Raw genomic sequence first — 18,920 nt, forward strand, 5'->3', positions numbered from 1 at the left:
TGTTATCAATTGTCAGTTTATCCTCTCATGAAGGGTAAAAATACCTCAAACTGGCTACCCTTGCCCAGTTCGCTGTGGACCGAAATCGTTCCTTGATTGGCTTCTACGATGGCTTTAACATAGCTCAGTCCGAGTCCAAAACCTTTTACGTTGTGAATATTTCCACTGGTCTGTCGGTAAAAGCGTTCAAATATCCGGCCTTGAACCGATTTACTCATACCAATGCCTTTATCTGAAACCCGAATGATTACCCCTTTGGAGTTGTTGTGGGTTTCAAGTTTTATTTGGGGACTATCCTCTGAGTATTTGTTGGCATTATCTAGCAGGTTGTAGATAATATTGGCACAATGAGTCCGGTCGGTTGTCACGGTTGGATTGACCGCCTGCAGTTCGGTCTCAATTTTACCTCCGCGTTTTTCTACTTGTAATATAATGCTTTCAATTGCATCTTCAATCAGATGATGCAGGTTAATGGGTTCCCATTTGAAATCAAACTCTTTTTTATCCAGCCGGGCAATGGTTAAGATGTCTTCTACCTGCCGGTTCATACGGAAGTTCTCCTTCTTTATCATGTCAATAAAGTAGTTGATTTTGTCAGGTTGACGAATCACTTTTTCATTTTTGATGGAGTCGGCAGCCACTGAAATGGTGGCAATGGGCGTTTTAAATTCGTGGGTCATGTTATTGATGAAGTCCGACTTCATCTCCGAAATCTTCTTTTGTTTCAGCATAAAAAAGATCGTCAATCCAAAGGTTGTCAGAATAAATAGTGAAAAGATGAAAGAAGCTGCCAGTAGCCACGAAACCGAGCGGTAAATGTAGCGGTTTTGTGTAGGGAAAAAGAGGGCCAGTTGGGTATTGCGGTCGAAGATAGCTTGAGGAAATAAGTTGGTTTGGTATGGCGTATGGCTTAGGGCAAGGCTGTCGGCCTGTGCCGTCATGCTGGTGATCGTGTCTTGTTCCAGAATGGCAGCATCGTAGCTGAGGTTAATGTTTTGGTTTTGAAGCTCTTCTTTCAGAATCGAATTGACCTGATCAATGGAAATGGGAGCATCTTCAAAAGCGATAATTTCGCGGATAACCCGGTTCCCGATGTTTTTCAGATTTTTTGATTTGTCTTGTAGTCGCTGCTTGAGTTGTGGATTGAAATAGCTGAGTGTATCTACAATGGTTTCAATCGAATCGAGCTTGACAATGGTTGATTTCACCAAAGCGGTGGTGGTGGTGTAAATGGTATCGGCTTTGGAAATAAAGGAGTGCGTGTTCTTAAGGTTAAACGTACTGTCTTGATTTAGTTCTATAATATGCACATTGCTGTCGTTGACGGAAAGGTCCAGCTTGATGCGGCTGCTGCTTTGCGGCGATTTTGAATTCCGGATAATTTTCACGGGACGAGGCGGAATGGGTGGTGTTGGCATTTGCTTTGTTTGCCAGTGGAATTGCCCCGGACGCGGAATTCCGGTAATCAGCTGAACATCGTGCTGGGTTTCCATCCGGTGCGCCGTATTAGTCAAGGCCTGGTTTACGCTGCGATCGAACAGCTCATTGCGTACTTGCATGGCTTGGTTTATCCAAATAAGCTGAATGGCAATAATTCCCAGAATTGACGTGCCCATCAGCACCATTAGTAATGTAAAAAACCGTTTGTTCATAGTTCAAAGATAACCAATTCATTTGGCGTGTTTTTGACTTTAACTTTTCCTTAACAGAGTTTAACCAGGCTTTAACGGAGAGTTGGGTGGGGGCTGTCCTACCTTTGATGGTGCAAACTTCAATTAAAATTCATGTTATGAAAACAAAATTACAACTAAGAAGAATTGGCTTGTTTTTACTTTTTCTGCTGGCTGCTCTTCTGGTGACCGCACAACCCGATTCGAAACCCGGCAAGAAAAAGCACCTCAAGTTGGTTAAAATAGAAAACGGCGAGAAAACAGTTATGGACACCGTTTTACTGGGCGATGCCTCAGAGCTTGAGTTGATGGAAGAATTTGGCTTTACCGAAGAGCTTGATTCCATCCTGAAAAGAAAGCTGAAGCGCTTTAATATAGAGGTGACGGATGACGGTGAAAACCAGGAGGTTTTTGTTTTTTCGAAAGAAGACGACTTACCATCGGAGTGGTTTGCAGCGGTCGATTCCGTTCGAAAAGTGGTGAGAATCAAACGTGGTAACGGACCTATGAAACGTGAAATGATGATTCATACGGCTCCACATGTTGTGCATGTTCCCAAGCCGCCGCATCCTCCCATGGCCATTCGTTGGCACAGCGCACAACAGGATGATAAGATGGTGATTCGCTTAGACAACCCGGGAGTCATCTCATACAAGAAGAAGGACTTGCGTGGAGGTCGTGAAAAAATTGAGATTATCCGTCAAAAGCCTGTTGAGCATTCCAAAGAAATGGACGTTGAGGAAGAAATTATTTTGGAAGATAACCAGTGATTTGAAAATTTTGCTCCCGCTCTTTTCAGAAAACAGATCAATTAAACAATGAAAAAGCTGGCTGCACACATTGGCAGCCAGCTTTACTCAATCTTCACGCAGACTAAGTCGGTTGACCAAGAATGGCTTAGTGTTTTCGGACACTAAACCCAGCCAACCGCAAAAAATCGTTTATTGCTCCGGCCAGGTTTTGCCGGTTTGCTCCTTGTCCATGACCAATTTGAGCGGGTCAATTTCTTCGCCCCAGTAAATGGTGCGGTGTGGAAACGGAATTTCAATCCGTTGCTGATCGAAGGCTGCTTTCAGGCGCTTGCGGTATTCGCGGCCAACGGTCCATTGATGGCTGGGCTTGGTTTTTAGCCGCCCTTTAATCACTAAGGCGCTGTCGCCAAAACTATCAAGCCCGAAAATCTCCATGGGTTCCAGAATAAGGTTTTTATACTGGTTGTCCTGCCTCATTTTTTCAGCCACCTCCTGCATGATTTTCATCACCTGATCCAAATCTTCCTTGTAGGCCACGCCGATGTCAAAAACCATGGCCGACCATTCTTTGGTCATGTTCGAAACCGTGTTGATTTTACCATTTTGAAAAATGTGAACCACGCCTGACAAGTCACGCAGCGTGATGGTTCGAAGTTCAATTTTTTCGACGAGCCCTCCGGTGCCATTAATGATGGCCACATCGCCGGTGCGGATCTGGTTTTCAAGTAGAATGAAGAATCCGCTGATAAAGTCGCGAACCAATTCCTGAGCTCCGAAGCCCACAGCCAGCCCCACAATACCAGCACCGGCCAAAATAGGTGCAATGTCTATGTTGATTTTCTTCAAAAAAATCATAATGAAAATGGACCAAATCATAACTGCCACGATTTTGCGGACGATCCCCATCAAGGTATTCAGGCGCTTTTCTACTTCCAGGTTGGGTTCTTCGGATTGATGAACCGTGCGTTTGGCCAAAAGATTCCGGATTTTCTGAATCATGAAAAAGCTGACCCGCAACGTGACCAGTAAGAGTACAATCAGAATAACGATTGATGGCAATTCGGTAAAAATCCAGTGGGATAATCGGGTTAGAAGAGTACCCCAAAAGTCGGCAGTGAATAATGTGTTCATTTTTTGCGGAGTGTGATGATTAGTAATTCAAGTTATTAGAAGGAATTGACTCAAGCGGCTAGTGCTTTGGTGTCAATTCCAGCGTCAATGGAACAATTCACAGATAAGGCTTAAGCCCAGCTGAATTTAAAATTGACCTTGTTAACTATTCCGGAAAATCGTGCCAGTTTTGTTTAGTTGATGCCAATGCCTTGTTCCGTAGTGTTTTACATGAGGTTTGATGCTTGCTTCTCTTTGGGTGTTGATGTAGAATAATTGTGAATCTTGTAGAACTCGTTTCACAGCAGGTCTTTACATGAGGTTGTTTACCCTGTTCTTTTGTAATTTGGTCGGTACGCAAACCTGTTTGGTCTAATAAAAATGGAAATGAGCCAATGTTTACCAAATTTAGGAGCCGGATTTTTATTGAAACAAGGGGTGAATTCTTTCGATAAGCATTAAACGTTTGCTGAAAGAAAGAGTCTACAAACTAAACGAAACTGACGCAGTGAAAATTACGATTGACCAACTAAGTAAAATTTATCCCAACGGAAACCGGGCCCTAAACGATGTTCATTTGGAAATTGAGAATGGGATGTTTGGGCTGCTGGGGCCGAATGGTGCAGGCAAATCAAGCCTGATGCGGATTTTAGTGACCTTGATGAAACCAAGTTCCGGCAAAGTAACTGTCAATGGTTATGACCTGGTGAAAAACCGAAAAGAGATTCGAAAGATGCTGGGTTACCTGCCGCAGGATTTCCGCTTTTTTTCACAATTGAAAACCTACGAATTTCTGGACTATGCAGCGCGGCTGGCGGGCATGAAAAATGCCAGGGAGCGGGCCAGTGCTGTGGACAAAATGCTGGAAGAAGTGGGCTTGTTTGAAGCGCGCGACCGACAAGCCAATCGGTTGTCGGGAGGGATGAAGCGCCGCCTGGGAATTGCTCAGGCCTTAATCAACGATCCGAAGATTATCATTGTGGACGAACCCACCACGGGGCTGGACCCAGAAGAGCGCATTCGTTTTCGAAACTTGTTATCGACCATCTCCACCAACGATGTTATTATTATTCTTTCGACCCACATTGTGGGCGATATTTCCAGCACGTGTAAAAACATGGCCTTACTGAATTTTGGAGAGTTGGCTTACAGTGGTTCGCCCGATGACTTGGTGGATAAAGCCCGGGATAAGGTCTGGCTTATTCACGCCAGCGAGACAGAATACCAGGAAATCAATGAAAAGTATCCGGTAATATCCAATGTGCCAACCAGCGAAGGATGGGAAATACAGGTGGTGGCCGATCAGATCAACGGGTATTCGGGGCACAACATTGATCCGAACCTGGAACATGCCTACGTTTATTTTATGGAAAGTCGCTTAAACCAATGGACGGCCGTTTAAGGATTCAGATATTGGGAGGAGGGACTCCCGGACAATTTGGTACAGAAAATATTAGATAGGCCGGAAGGGCTGAACAACTGATAACTGACTTTTATGATTTCGATACACAATATTCGCTCAATTGCCCGTTACGAAACAACGACTTTGTTGCGCAGCTGGTTTTTCCGGATTTTCGCGATTCTGGCGATGATCTTCCTCTCTTTATTCAATTTTGGCGTATTGATTGAGTCGAATGGAGGTGCCGGAGAGTGGGCCATGAAAGGGCTTCCTTCAATCATTCCGTATGTCAACCTGTTGTTTTTGAATGTGGTGCAGGCGGTGATCGCCATTTTCCTGGCTTCCGACTTTCTGAAACGGGATAAGAAGCTGGATACCACCGAGGTGATCTATATGCGTCCGATGACCAACGGTGAATATGTGATTGGCAAAACGCTGGGTAACCTGGTTGTTTTTATTGTGCTGAACCTGATCATCCTTACAATTGCCCTCATATTTAACTTGATTACGCAAAACACCAGTGTCAACTGGTTGGCTTACCTCTACTATTTCTTGGTAATCAGTGTGCCCACCTTGGTGTTTATCATGGGGCTTTCCTTTTTGGTTATGTCGCTTATTCGCAACCAGGCAGTTACTTTTGTCGTCCTGCTGGGCTATGTTGCGATTTCGCTGTTTTATCTTCAGGATAAGTATTATTACCTGTTCGATTACATGGCTTTTAATATTCCTTTGACTTTTTCCGATTTTGTCGGCTTTGGCAACTTATCCACCATTCTTGTTCACCGGGGAATGTACCTGGTTTTCGGCATTGCTTTTATTTTTTATACCATCCTGCTTTTACGTCGGTTGCCGCATTCAGAAACCATGCGTCTGTTTTCGCTGGTTTTCGGAACCCTTTGTTTGGCGGGGGGCATTTACCTGGGAAGTTTGCATGTCGGTTCTTTTTTGAAGGATCAGGAGCTGCGGGCAGAAATGATTCGGTTGAACGATGAATACCTGGGAACACCCCAACTGACCATTGCAAATTACGATATTCAGTTAGAGCATCGGGGCGAACAGATTATGTGTGAAGCCAGGTTGAAGGCTCAAAATACCCGGAATGAACCGATTTCTACGGTTTTGTTTAGTTTGAATCCTGCTCTGAAATTGGAACAGCTTACGGTGGACGGACAAGCTCAGGCCTTTGAACGTAAGCTTGGCCTGATTGAACTAACTGGGCTGAGCGTGCGGCCGGGACAACAGTTGGAAATCACATTCTCATACGCCGGAAAGATTAATGAGGCCGCTTGCTTCCTGGATATTGATGATGAAACCCGGGAAGAAGCCTATCGCAATTTCATGTATCAGATTGATAAACGACATGCTTTTATTACTCCGGATTATGTGCTGCTGACCCGCGAAAATAACTGGTACCCAATTCCAGGTGCTGGCTTTGGAGTGAAAAATAAGCAATGGCTGTCGCGACAGTTTAGTACGTACCGGCTCGAAGTCAGTTCGCGTCCGGGGCTAACCGCAATTTCGCAGGGCCTGGTAGAGGAAACTGAAGGGCGGTTTGTGTTTACCAACTCGCATGCGCAGTCGCAAATTTCGCTGGCCATTGGGTCGTATGAGCGGATGAGCAAAGAAATTGACGGATTGGATTTCAACATTTATTACCGGAAAGGACATGATTATTTTTCCGGGTTTTTCGAAGAAATAAAGGATACTATTCCGGGAGTTATTACCGAAGTGATTCAGGATTTTGAACGGGATGTTGATCTGTATTATCCGTTTGAGCGGCTTGATTTGGTAGAAGTTCCAGTGCAGTTCTATTCGTATGAACGCATTTTAAGTGGAGCGCGTGAGCAAATTCAACCCGAAATGATTTTATTTCCTGAGAAAGGCTTGTTAGTGGGTGAAGCTGATTTTAACGGCCGCCTGAATCAGCGCCGTCGCTATGGGGGGCGAAACGATGAAAACCTGACCACCGCAGAGAAGAAAGTCCAGGTGTTTCAAAACTTCCTGGCAACCTTTACCCGCGAGCAGGGCAGGCCTGATTTTAACCGGTCGCAGGGCGAGTTGGAGATTGAGGAGACACAAAATGCGTTTTATGCATTCCCCCTGTTTTACAACTATGCCTATTACATTCGCTCCGAGCGCTGGCCGGTAGCCGATCGGGTGTTTGAAGCCTACAAAAAGCAATCGACCGGAGACATGCGGATGGGGTGGATGCGCGACCTGCAAGGCATGTCGGAAGATGAGCAAGCCAACCTGGCTCTTTTATCACGCAGCTTTGAAGAAATTCTGGATGATCCGGATGAAAAGCAAATCATTGATAATGTCATTCAGCAAAAAGGAAAAGCCCTGTTCTCCATCATCAAGACCAAGGCCGAAGATGAGGCGTTTGAAGATTTTCTGTATGATTACCTTCGGGAAGTGAAATTTACCGCATCAAGCATCGAAGATTTTAACGAGGCCATTTGGGCAGAATTTGGGATTGATCTGATTCCTTATATGGAAGATTGGTTCAGCAGTACTCGCTTGCCGGCCTTTTTGGTTGGTCCGGTGGATGCGGTGAATGTGCTGGATGGCGATCAACTCAAAACCATGGTCAAATTCAAGATAAGCAACACCGAAGATGTGGAAGGAATTGTGTCGGTTGACTTTCGTTTGGGAGGAGGGCCTGGTGGTCGTTTTGGCGGGATGGGTGGTTCCCCGGAAACCATTAGTAAGCTGATTCACCTGGAAGGAAACCAAACCAAGGAGGTGAGCTATTTGCTTAATGGCACTCCTCGCGGAGCCAATGTCAATACCCTGACCTCTAAAAATATCCCGTCTGAAATTCGCTTGCCCTTGGATAATATAGAAGAAGATAAAAAGGCGATTCCTTATGAAGGAGAGCGCATTGTGGATCAGCCGGTTCGTATTGCCGAAGACAATGAAATTATTTTGGACAATGAAGATCTGGGCTTTGAAGTAAGGGGAGAGGCCGAGACCAGCCTGCTGCGCAAATTGCTGATTAAAGAAGAAAAATCGACCGGTAAATACGCCGGGTTCTCCAGTTGGCGGGCTCCACGAACCTGGACGCTGACAACCCATTCCAGTTTTTATGGCGCCTACATTCGCTCGGCTTACTACCTGCGGGCGGGCGAAGGCGATAAGGTGGCTACCTGGAATGTGCCCCTCTCCGAAGTGGGCTACTACCAGGTGTATGCCTATGTGTATAAAGATAACCGACGTGGGCGTCGTGGCGGTAATGATGGCGAATACCACTTTATTGTACACCATGATGATGGGGATGAAGAAGTCGTGGTTGACTTGAAAACAGCCGAGGAGGGATGGAACCATTTGGGTGGTTACTATTTTTCTCCGGATACGGCCAAAATTGAGCTGACCAACCAGTCAACTGCCCGCATGGTAGTGGCCGATGCCGTTAAACTGATTAAACAATAAAAAGAAGAAATACGTATGAAATCTACTTTCGTTAAACTTAGGTTCCTGATTTTGCTGGTCTTGTTTCCGGTAAGCGCACTTTGGGCCCAACAGCTGCTAAGTCTGGAGAAAGCGATGGAAATAGCCTCGCAAAACAGCCCCGATATCCGGCGATCCTTGCTGAATCTGGAGCGTTCGCAGGAGTCGCTCAATGCTCAGAAAGCGGCATTGAAATCGCAGTTTTCGCTCAGCCTGAACCCGGTGGAATACAGCCGTACCCGCTCGTTTGATGATTATTATTCTTCCTGGTATACCAATGAGTCGTTTGGTTCGTCGGGAACCTTTACCGTGTCGCAGCCTATTTTGCTGACCGACGGAACGGTTTCGCTGGTTAACCGCTTTGGCTGGCAAAAGAGCAACAGTGATATTAATAATGTGGAAGATCGGTCGTTTACCAATAATTTATACATCAGCTTGGCTCAGCCGCTGTTCACCTACAACCGGCTTCGACTGCAGCTGAGGGAACTACAACTGGATTTGGAAAACTCGAACCTGAGCTATGCCATGCAGCTGCTTAATTTGGAGAAGTTGGTGACACAGTACTTCTACAATGTGTACATGGCTCAAATGAGCCTGAATATTTCGAAGGACGAATTGGCCAATACCGAAAAAAGTTACGAGATCACAAAAAACAAGGTAGAGGCCGGACTGGCTGCCCGCGAGGAGCTGTATCAGGCTGAATTGAACTATGCCACCGCCAAGTCGAACGTGCAAAACCAGCAGGTGAGTCTGGAAAATTATAAAGACCAGTTCAAGCAGTACATTGGCATGGATATTTTTGAGGAGATTGCCGTGATGGCTAATGTGGATGCCACGCCTGTTGCGGTCGATTTGAAAAATGCCATTGATTATGGATTGGGCTCACGCATGGAGTTGCGTCAACGGGAGATTGACATTGAAACTTCGCAATTTGATCTGATTCGCACCAACGCCTTGAATGAGTTTCAAGGGGAGATGAACCTGTCGGTCGGAATCATTGGCGATGATCCCAAGTTGTCCAACATCTATCAGAATCCAACGAACAACCCGCGGGTTTCGCTTTCGTTCAATGTGCCCTTGTTTGACTGGGGCGAGAAAAAATCCCGAATGAGAGCCCAGGAAGCAGTGATTAAAACCCAGGAATTGAGTTTTGAACAGCAGAAAATTCAAATCATCATGGATATTCGTCAGGTGTATCGTTCGTTGCAGAACCTCAAAAACCAAATTACCATCGCCGAGCAAAACGAGCGGAATGCTCAGCTGACCTACGAGATCAACCTGGAGCGCTATGCCAATGGCGACCTGACCAGCATGGACCTGAACCTGTTTCAAACCCAGCTTTCGGAAAAGAAAATGGCTTACGCGCAGTCTTTAATCGATTATAAAATAGAACTGCTCAACCTGAAGATTCAAACCCTGTACGACTTTGAGCAGGGACGAGGCATTGTTCCCGAAGAACTAATTCAAAAAAGTAATAACTAAAAACCATCCTTATAAAACGCAATCCCATGAAGATCAATTTGTATACTACCGTAATTTTATCCGCACTACTGGGCTTGACTGCGTGCAACAACCAAAGTGCTGATTCGGAAACTGAAATTGCCATCCCGGTTTCGGTTGAGGAGTTGAGACCTGGCTTTATTGAGCAAACCATTAATACGACAGGTACCGTGGTGGCGACCAAAGAGGCTACGCTGACAACGGAGATGGCCGGCCGCTATACCCTGGCGACCAATCCGAAGACCGGCAAACCGTTTATGCTGGGCGACCGGGTCAATCAGGGACAGGTGATTGTGAAGTTGGAGGATGAAGAGTATGTCAATAACCTTGGGATGCAGTCCAAAGAGCTTAACCTGAAAATCTCAGAACAAAACTATACCAAGCAAAAATCGCTTTTCGATAAGGGGGGGGTAACACAAAGTGAGCTGAGCAACGCTGAGGTGTCGGCTGTTAATGCACGTGACAGCTATGAACTGGCTAAAATTCAGATGGAAAAGATGAATGTGCGTGCACCGTTTGGCGGGGTGATTACCCAATTGCCTTATTTCACTCAGGGAACAAAAGTAACCAGCGGCACCGAAGTGGTCAGCCTGATGAGCTATGAGAAGTTGCAGCTGGAAGTGAACCTGCCGGAGAAATACATCAACCAGGTGGAGCCGAACCAGGATGTACGCGTGATGAATTACACTTTGCCCGAAGATACTTTGCATGGGATGGTTCGGGAATTATCGCCGGCGATCAGCACCGAAACGCGCACTTTCACAGGAAAGTTGAGCATCGATAATGACGAGTTGAAGCTGCGGCCGGGAATGTTTGTGCAGGCCGAGATTGTGCTTGATCGGAAAGACAGTGTCATCGTCATTCCGAAAGAGGTGATCATCTCGAACCAGCGTGGCAAGTCGGTTTTTGTGGTTGAGCAGGGAACGGCTGAGCAAAAACAGGTGACCCTGGGCTATGAAAATCAGGATAAGGTAGAGATTACTTCCGGCTTGAAAGCCAACGACCGATTGGTGGTGAAAGGCTTTGAGACCTTGCGTGCCCGTTCGAAAGTAAAAATCATCAAATAGAAAGGATATCCCGTGAAGAAGTTAAGCGAATTTTCGGTCAATTATCCGGTTACTGTTTTGATGATGGTGCTTGGCGTGGTGCTTCTGGGCTACATCTCCTACGACAAGCTGGGTGTTGACCTGTTTCCGGACCTGAATAACCCGCGCCTGTTTATTGAGCTGGAGTCGGGTGAACGGCCGCCGGAGGAAATGGAAAATCAGTTTGTGGAAAACCTCGAAGCTTTGGCAATCCGGCAGTCGGATGTGGTGGAAGTTTCGTCGGTTTCCAAAGTGGGAAGCGCCCAGATTACGGTTGAATATGCCTGGAACAAGGACATGGACGATGCCTTTCTGGATTTACAGAAAGCCGTGACCTCCTTTGCCCAGAACCAGGATATTGATGCCATCAACATCACCCAGCACGACCCGAACACTTCACCGGTAATGATTTTGGGCTTGAGCCATGCCACCAACGACGATATGAACGACTTACGCAAGGTTGCCGACAACTACATTCGCAACGAGCTGATTCGTTTGGAAGGGGTGGCCGAAGTGGATGTGTCGGGTGCGCAGGAAGTGGAAGTGCTCATTGAAACCAGCGAATACTTGCTGGATGCTTTTGGCTTGTCGTTGGATGAAATCAGCACTCGTATTGCCAGCTTCAATCAGAATATTTCGGGCGGAAGCATTGAAGAGATGGGCCTGCGCTATGTGGTGAAAGGGGTGAGCCTGCTAACCGATGTTGAGGATTTTGAAAACGTGATTGTGGGCTACAAACAAATTACGGCCGATAATACCGAGGCGGCTTTTGCCCCCATTTACCTGCGTGAAGTGGCTACCGTTCGTTTTCAGAATAAGGAGCCTGAAAATATTGTTCGCCTGAATGGCAAGCGTTGTTTGGGCCTTTCTGTTTATAAGGAAACGAAGTTTAACACGGTGAAAGCCGTTGAACAAATCAACGAAGGCATTGCGGACATTCAAAAAGCGCTGCCCGGCTACCAACTGCAAATGGTGACCAACCAGGGCAGCTTTATCAGCGATGCCATTAATGAGGTGGAAGAGTCGGCCTTGCTGGGAATTTTATTAGCCGTGTTTGTGCTGTTTCTGTTCTTGCGGCGGGCCGGAAGCACGCTGATTATCAGTGTTGCCATTCCCATTTCAATCATTGCCACTTTCAACCTCATGTATTTTAACGGTCTTAGCCTGAATATAATGACTTTGGGAGGGCTGGCGCTGGGGGCCGGCATGCTGGTAGACAATGCCATTGTGGTGATGGAAAACATTTTCCGAAACCACGAGTCGGGTCTATCGGTGCGCGATTCCGCGATTCTGGGAACCTCGCAAGTGGGAGGTGCCATCACCGCATCAACCATCACCACGATCATCGTGTTTTTGCCCATTGTTTACTTGCATGGTGCGTCGGGCGAGCTGTTTAAAGATCAGGCGTGGACGGTAGCTTTTTCGTTGGTTTCATCCCTGGCAGTTGCCATTTTGTTTATTCCCATGCTGTTCAACCTGTTTTATAAGAACAGGAAGAAGCAGGTGAAATCACGCTCGGTTCAGGTGAAAGGCTATGGGAATTTCCTGGACAAGGTGCTGAAGGTAAAATGGGTGGTTATCCTGGGTGCGCTTATTCTGGTGGCCGGATCCGCTTTGCTGGTTCCTTTTATTGGTACCGAATTTATGCCGAAAACAGAAACCCGCGAATTCAGTATCGAAATTCGCATGCAGGAAGGCACACGCCTGGCTCGTACTACGGCCGCTGTGGAAAATATGGAAGCCATTGTGGCTGAACTGTTGGGTGACAACCTGGAAACCAGTTTTAGCCATGTGGGGCCAACCAGTGGCATCAGCAGCTCTACCACCGATATTTTTGAAGGCGAAAATACCGCCAGCATAAAAATCATTTTGGCTCCGGAAAGCGCACTGATCTCAACGGCTGCCATCCGCAAAATCAGCCAGGCCGTGGGTGAAATTCCGGGGATGGAAATCAGTTACCATCAGGATGAAACGGCCTTGAAAAGTATTATGGGAACCGACGAGGCTCCTTTGGTTATTGAAGTGCAGGGAGAAGACCTGGCGGTGATTGAATCGCTTGCTGCTGAAGTGAAACAGCGGGTTGAAGGGCTGCCGGGCATGTACAATTTTGAGTCGTCGCTGGAAGAAGGTTCGCCTGAAGTGGAAATCATGGTGGATCGTTTGCGGGCCGGGATGTATAACCTGAGTGTGAACACCATTGTGTCGCAAATTCAGGATCAGCTGGAAGGAAAGCTTGCCGGGCAGGTGGAACGGCAGGGCGAAATGCAGGACATTACCCTGAAGCTTCCGGATAAGGGATTGGCGCAGTTGGACGAACTGATGATTTCAAGCAATAACCAGGAGTTTATGGTCAGCGAGTTGGCTGATATTCATATCGGACAATCACCCAAAGAGGTGTACCGCCGCAACCAAAACCGGATTGGAAAAATTACGGCCCAGCTGGATAAGGATGTCCCGCTGGATCAGGCTGTCAAGGAAATTCGTGCGGCCTTGGCTCCCATGAGCATTCCTCCCGACTACCAAGTGAACATTAGTGGTGAAGAAGAAAAACGGCAGGAGTCTATGGACAGCCTGAGCTTCGCCTTGCTTTTATCCATCGTGCTGGTGTATATGGTGTTGGCCTCGCAGTTTGAGTCGTTGCTGCACCCGTTCACGATTTTGCTGACCATTCCGTTGGCGGTGGTGGGCTCTGTCTTGGTGTTCTTCCTGCTGGGAAAAACACTCAACATCATGGCTTACATCGGTATCATCATGCTGGTGGGTATTGCCGTGAACGACTCCATCATCTTTGTCGACCGCATCCTGCAATTGCGGCAGGAGGGCATGGCACGGCGCGCGGCAATTTTACAAGCCGGACAGCAACGGATTCGCCCGATTATCATGACCAGCTTAACAACGATTTTGGCCTTGTTCCCACTAACCCTGGGAATTGGCGAAAGTGCCTCGCTGCGTTCGCCCATGGCGCTGGCGGTTATTGGTGGTTTGGTGACCTCCACCTTGCTGACTTTGATTGTCATTCCGTGTATGTACGATGCCATTGAGGGAATTAAAGACCGGATCAAAAATAAGAATTGACGATTTGCTCATTTACGGTTGACAATTCGTAAATGGTAACCAGTTAAATGGAAAATAGACCAATGAAATTTATCATCGATAGAAAGACCCTGATTAGCATGTTGTTTTTAGGACTAACCCTTTTGGGCTATGTTTCCTACAAGCAGCTGGGGGTGGAGCTACTGCCCAATGTGGAGCTTCCCTTCCTCTTTGTTCAGGCTGTTTCACCGCAGGAGGCTGATCCGGAGTACCTCGAAAATGAGGTGGTCATTCCCATCGAAGGAGCCGTGGGAACGCTGGAAGGGATTGAGTCGCTCGAATCTACCATCACGTCCCGCATGGGAACCGTGATTGTCTATTATCAGAAAGGGGTTGATTTTAGCTTCGCCTACCTCAAGCTGCAGGAAAAAATCAATGAAATACAGGGAGATTTGCCCGAAGGCGTTCGGGTAAGTGTTAACCGGGTGGATCTGTCTCAGATGAGCAGCCAGTTTATGGAGCTGCAAGCGCGTGGTGGCGGTGGAGTAGACCGGATTCGGAATTTGGTGGATCAGGAGATTGCTCCCGACTTGGAAAACCTGGATGGGATTGCCGGGGTGAATGTCTTTGGAGGAAAAGAAAAATCCATTGAGGTGATTCTGGATATGGAGGCTTGTGAAGCTTATCACATTACTCCGGGACAGATTCGTTCGCTGCTTTCGCAAAATTCGCAGTCGCGTACCTATGTGGGGGCGCTTCGCGAAAAGGAAAAGCATTACTTCGTTCATGTTACGGCTGAATATACGCAGGTGAGTGACCTGGAGCGGCTAGTGGTTGCCGAAGGCCCCATTCTGCTAAAGGATATTGCCGATATTCGGTTTGGGGTGAAAGAAGAAACCAGCTACAGCCGCGTGAATGGGCAGGATGCGGTTACCATTCGGCTGATTAATGACTCGCAGGCCAACCAGATTGAATTGTCGCATAAAACGAAGGAGCTGGTTGAACGCTTGAATGAAAAGCTGGCCCGAAAAGATGTTCAGCTCTTTGTGCAGGATAACTCCGCCGAAACGATGGAGGAGAACATTGATCAGATCATCAACCTGGCGCTGATTGGGGGCTTGATGGCCGTGTTTGTGTTGTGGATGTTTTTGAAAAATGTGCGCATTGTGGCCTTCATTGCCTTGGCAATTCCGGTGTCGGTGTTCACGGCTTTCAACCTGTTTTATGCCTACGACATTACCCTGAACAGCCTTACGCTGGTGGGGATGGCGCTGGCCATTGGCATGCTGCTCGACAACAGTGTGGTGGTGCTCGAAAATATTTACCGGCTTGCCGGCCAGGGCCACGAGGCCGATTCGGCCGTAACACAAGGGACCACGGAAGTTTGGCGCTCCATTCTGGCGGCTACGCTCACCACCATTACGGTCTTTCTGCCGTTCGTGTTTTCGTCCAACTTCATGATTGAAATGCTGGGTAAGCATGTGGGTGTCTCCATCATTTCAACCTTGCTGGTGTCGCTGTTGGTGGCCTTGCTTTTTGTGCCCATGGCTGTTCATTTCATTCTGAAACGAAAAAAGGGAAAGGACATTGCATTCCAGAAGCTGACCACGAACAACCGGATGGTGCAGATTTACATGCTTTTGCTGAAATCGTGCATGCGCAATCCGGCCGGAACAATTTTGGGCGCGGTGGCAATCTTCTTCATCACGGTGTTTGCCAGTTTGGCAATCAGTGTCAGTTCTTTGCAGGAAGTGGAGAACGATCAAATTCAGCTGTATGTGACCATGCCTTCCGGGTCGAGCCTGGAAACGACCGATGAAACGGTTAGCAAGATTGAAGAGAAACTGGAGGAGGTGAAGGAAAAGCAGGATGTGCTTAGCACCATTGAGGAAGAAGAAGCAGTGGTGACGGTGAAGCTGGTGGAGGATTTTGGAAAAATAGATGGCCGTAGTTTTGCTGAAATTAAATCATCAATCAGTGAGCTGACCCGGAATATCGGTTCGGCCGAAATCTCGTTTGAACAAAGCAGCTCCGGCGGTGGTGGTGGCGGCTTTGGCGGTGGCGGTCGAAATATGATGGGTAATTTCCAACGCTTGCTGGGCATTGGCAGCAACGAAGAAAAAGTGGTGCTGAAAGGGCAGGATTTCGAGATGATGCAGACCGTAGCCGAAGACATTGAGTACTTTCTGGAAGAACTGGATTTCATCAACCGGGTGCGACTGAACGTGTCGGATAACCGGCCGGAAGTGCACATGCTGTTCGACCCCTTGCTGATGACGGAATACAACATCAACATCAGCCAGGTTACCAGCGAGCTGAATTCGTTTTCAGGCGAAATTTCTACTGGTGTGCAGTTTAACCAAGGGGTGGATGAGTATGAAATTATCATTCGGCAGGGGGAGGAAGACCCGCTGGAGGACGACACCCGAACGATGGATGACCTGAAGCTGTTGCAAGTGAGCGATGCTGCCGGAGGGCTGCACGACCTGCAGGATTTTGCCCAGCTGGTGTATGCCCGTGGGCTGGCCGGAATTAACCGGGTGAACCAGGAAAAACAAATTGAAATTACCTACAGCTTGATTGATGAGGCACAGCAGTCCAACGATTTGCTGGCTTCCTATCGTTACGAAATAGATGAGCTGATTGCCTCCTATAACTTTCCATCGGGCGTTGCCGCCGAGGTGATTCATGAAGAAGACGACCTTGGCGAGTTTAAGTTCCTGATTCTGTCCGCCATCATTCTGATTTTTATGATTCTGGCTTCGGTTTTCGAATCTTTTGCCACGCCTTTTGTGTTGCTGTTTTCCATTCCGCTGGCCGCTATTGGCTCGCTGCTGGCCCTGTTGCTTACCGGCAACAGCTTGTTCAATGCCAATACCATGATTGGCTTCCTGATTTTGCTGGGTGTGGTGGTCAACAATGGGATTATTTTGATTGACTACAGCAACATTTTGCGCAAGCAGGGCTATCGTCGTCCGCGGGCACTGATGACCGCGGGCTTGTCGCGGGTGCGTCCCATTCTGATTACCACCATCACCACCATTGTGGCCATGGTGCCGCTGGCCATGGGACAAGCCGAGTATGTCAGCGTGATTGGGGCTCCCTTTGCCATTATTGTTATTGGCGGATTAGCCTTGAGTACGGTGCTGACCCTCATCTTTATTCCGACCTTTTATTCGGGACTGGAAAGTGCCTTGGAGTGGTTTTACCAACTGGACTGGAAACTGAAAGCTTTTCAGCTGCTGGCCATGGGAGCCATCCTGAGCTGGATTTACTTGGAGGTGGATGCCCTGACCTGGCAACTGCTGGATACGGTGCTGGCCGTGGTGCTGGTACCGGGGATGACCTGGTTTGTGCTAAACAGCTTGAAAAAAGCGGGAACCCGACTGATTGGGCCCGATGACCGGGTGCATATCGTTATTCAAAATCTGGTGAAAATTTATGACCGTCCGGGGCGCTTTAGCCGTGAATGGACTGGTGGATTGAACATTCGGCGACGGGCCGGACTGGAAAAGGAATACCGGTCCATCCGGGAATTTGATCAGCTGATTTGGCAACTGCCCCTGCTGGCGTTCCTGATTTATTTTACGTTTTTCTACCTCGCCTCAGTTTTTTGGATCAGCTTCATGCTGGTTATGGTTTACCTCTACCTGAACCAAATTTGGAAACCGGTAGCCATTTACCTGGAACACCGGCAAGCGGCAAGTTCCGGCGGCTTGTTCAAGGCCATTCGGAAATACAGCAAGCTGTTCCTGTTTTGGTTGCTGCCTTTGGTCGAGCTGTTTGTGCTGTGGAAGAAGACCAACTTTATTGGCTTGGTGGTGGCCTTTGCCGTTTTGTGGTATTTGGCCTTGCTCGTTTCAGTTACGGCACGGCGACTGTATGACGAGAAAGTGAATATTGACCGGATTACCGGGCGCTTTGGAAACCTGCGGAGAACCACCTTGCGCCTGGTGAAACAAATTCCGGTTATCGGAAAACGAAAAGTGCCCTTTAAAGCTCTGGATGGGGTGTCGTTGGAGATAGGGACCGGCATGTTTGGTTTGCTGGGGCCCAACGGAGCTGGAAAATCAACCATGATGCGGATTATCTGCGGAATATTTGAGCAGAGCTATGGCAAGGTGTGGATCAATGGAATTGACACGCAGAAAAAGCGGGAAGAATTGCAGGGGCTGATTGGCTATTTGCCGCAGGAATTTGGAACCTATGAAAATATGCCGGCGCAGGAATTCCTGGATTATCAGGCATTGCTGAAAGGACTGACCGATGCCAAAGCCCGTCGGGAGCGCATTGAATATGTGCTGAAGTCGGTGCATATGTGGGAAAAACGTGGCGATAAAATCGGGTCATTTTCCGGAGGAATGAAGCAGCGAATCGGGATTGCTCAAATCCTGCTTCACCTGCCTAAAATATTGGTGGTGGATGAACCGACTGCCGGTCTGGATCCGCGCGAACGGATTCGCTTCCGGAACCTGTTGGTGGAGTTGAGCCGCGAGCGAATCGTGATCTTTTCCACCCACATTATTGAAGATATTTCAAGCTCGTGTAACCAGGTGGCTGTCATCAACCGCGGGCGGGTGAAGTATCACGGAACTCCGATTGCGATGGTGAACCTGGCCGATAAGCTGGTGTGGCAGTTTGATGTGGATGTGGCGGAGTTCGACCAAATGCCCAACAAACACATGGTGACCCACCACATGCGGGTGGAGGATAAGATTCGGGTGCGCATGCTGAGCCATGAGCAACCTGCGGAGGACGCCATTGAGGCCAAGCCGGTTTTGGAAGACGCTTACTTGTGCCTGATTAAGGATTTGAAATAGGAAGGCAGAGGCAGAGGCAAAGGCAAAGGCAAAATTATTGACGATTGGACGATTGACAAGGGACGATTAACTGATAACCGATAACGCTCAACTGAAAACTC

9 protein-coding genes are annotated in these 18,920 nt (G+C 47.8%); 7 read left to right on the forward strand and 2 right to left on the reverse strand.

From position 1 onward, the window contains the following. Window positions 1-17 precede the first annotated feature (17 nt). Entirely contained in the window at window positions 18-1,652 is a 1,635-nt protein-coding gene (locus ACRD6K_RS01605; RefSeq protein ID WP_430971794.1) for a sensor histidine kinase, read from the reverse strand. Window positions 1,653-1,789: 137 nt separating this feature from the next. Here ACRD6K_RS01605 and ACRD6K_RS01610 point away from each other — a divergent pair, with 137 nt between their 5' ends. Further along, window positions 1,790-2,440, forward strand: coding sequence for a hypothetical protein (locus ACRD6K_RS01610; protein ID WP_430971795.1), 651 nt, complete (start codon window positions 1,790-1,792; stop codon window positions 2,438-2,440). A gap of 171 nt (window positions 2,441-2,611) precedes the next feature. Here ACRD6K_RS01610 and ACRD6K_RS01615 read toward each other — a convergent pair whose 3' ends face one another. Continuing rightward, window positions 2,612-3,553, reverse strand: a complete 942-nt coding sequence (locus tag ACRD6K_RS01615; protein WP_299578194.1) for a mechanosensitive ion channel family protein — start codon at window positions 3,551-3,553, stop codon at window positions 2,612-2,614. A gap of 487 nt (window positions 3,554-4,040) precedes the next feature. Between ACRD6K_RS01615 and ACRD6K_RS01620 the strand changes: the two genes are divergently transcribed. From ACRD6K_RS01620 to ACRD6K_RS01645, 6 genes are all read left to right on the forward strand, one after another. After that, entirely contained in the window at window positions 4,041-4,934 is an 894-nt protein-coding gene (locus ACRD6K_RS01620; RefSeq protein WP_299578193.1) for an ABC transporter ATP-binding protein, read from the forward strand. A gap of 93 nt (window positions 4,935-5,027) precedes the next feature. After that, entirely contained in the window at window positions 5,028-8,363 is a 3,336-nt protein-coding gene (locus ACRD6K_RS01625; protein WP_430971796.1) for a golvesin C-terminal-like domain-containing protein, read from the forward strand. A gap of 15 nt (window positions 8,364-8,378) precedes the next feature. Next, window positions 8,379-9,863 (forward strand): TolC family protein, encoded by a 1,485-nt coding sequence (locus tag ACRD6K_RS01630; RefSeq protein WP_430971797.1) that lies wholly within the window; start codon window positions 8,379-8,381, stop codon window positions 9,861-9,863. A 26-nt stretch (window positions 9,864-9,889) separates the two neighbouring features. Next, window positions 9,890-10,948, forward strand: a complete 1,059-nt coding sequence (locus tag ACRD6K_RS01635) for an efflux RND transporter periplasmic adaptor subunit (RefSeq protein ID WP_299578190.1) — start codon at window positions 9,890-9,892, stop codon at window positions 10,946-10,948. A 12-nt stretch (window positions 10,949-10,960) separates the two neighbouring features. Then, on the forward strand, window positions 10,961-14,041 hold the full coding sequence (locus tag ACRD6K_RS01640; RefSeq protein ID WP_430971798.1) for an efflux RND transporter permease subunit: 3,081 nt from the start codon (window positions 10,961-10,963) through the stop codon (window positions 14,039-14,041). Between the two features lie 62 nt (window positions 14,042-14,103). Further along, window positions 14,104-18,819 (forward strand): efflux RND transporter permease subunit, encoded by a 4,716-nt coding sequence (locus tag ACRD6K_RS01645; RefSeq protein WP_430971799.1) that lies wholly within the window; start codon window positions 14,104-14,106, stop codon window positions 18,817-18,819. Window positions 18,820-18,920 lie beyond the last annotated feature (101 nt).

It is taken from the genome of Sunxiuqinia rutila (genome assembly GCF_050589705.1).
Taxonomy (GTDB): domain Bacteria; phylum Bacteroidota; class Bacteroidia; order Bacteroidales; family Prolixibacteraceae; genus Sunxiuqinia; species Sunxiuqinia rutila.

Coding starts and splice junctions, on each gene's coding strand:
- ACRD6K_RS01610 (WP_430971795.1), top strand. CDS start 1,790: ATGAAAACAAAATTACAACTAAGAAGAATTGGCTTGTTTTTACTTTTT.
- ACRD6K_RS01635 (WP_299578190.1), top strand. CDS start 9,890: ATGAAGATCAATTTGTATACTACCGTAATTTTATCCGCACTACTGGGC.
- ACRD6K_RS01605 (WP_430971794.1), bottom strand. CDS start 1,652: ATGAACAAACGGTTTTTTACATTACTAATGGTGCTGATGGGCACGTCA.
- ACRD6K_RS01630 (WP_430971797.1), top strand. CDS start 8,379: ATGAAATCTACTTTCGTTAAACTTAGGTTCCTGATTTTGCTGGTCTTG.
- ACRD6K_RS01645 (WP_430971799.1), top strand. CDS start 14,104: ATGAAATTTATCATCGATAGAAAGACCCTGATTAGCATGTTGTTTTTA.
- ACRD6K_RS01615 (WP_299578194.1), bottom strand. CDS start 3,553: ATGAACACATTATTCACTGCCGACTTTTGGGGTACTCTTCTAACCCGA.
- ACRD6K_RS01625 (WP_430971796.1), top strand. CDS start 5,028: ATGATTTCGATACACAATATTCGCTCAATTGCCCGTTACGAAACAACG.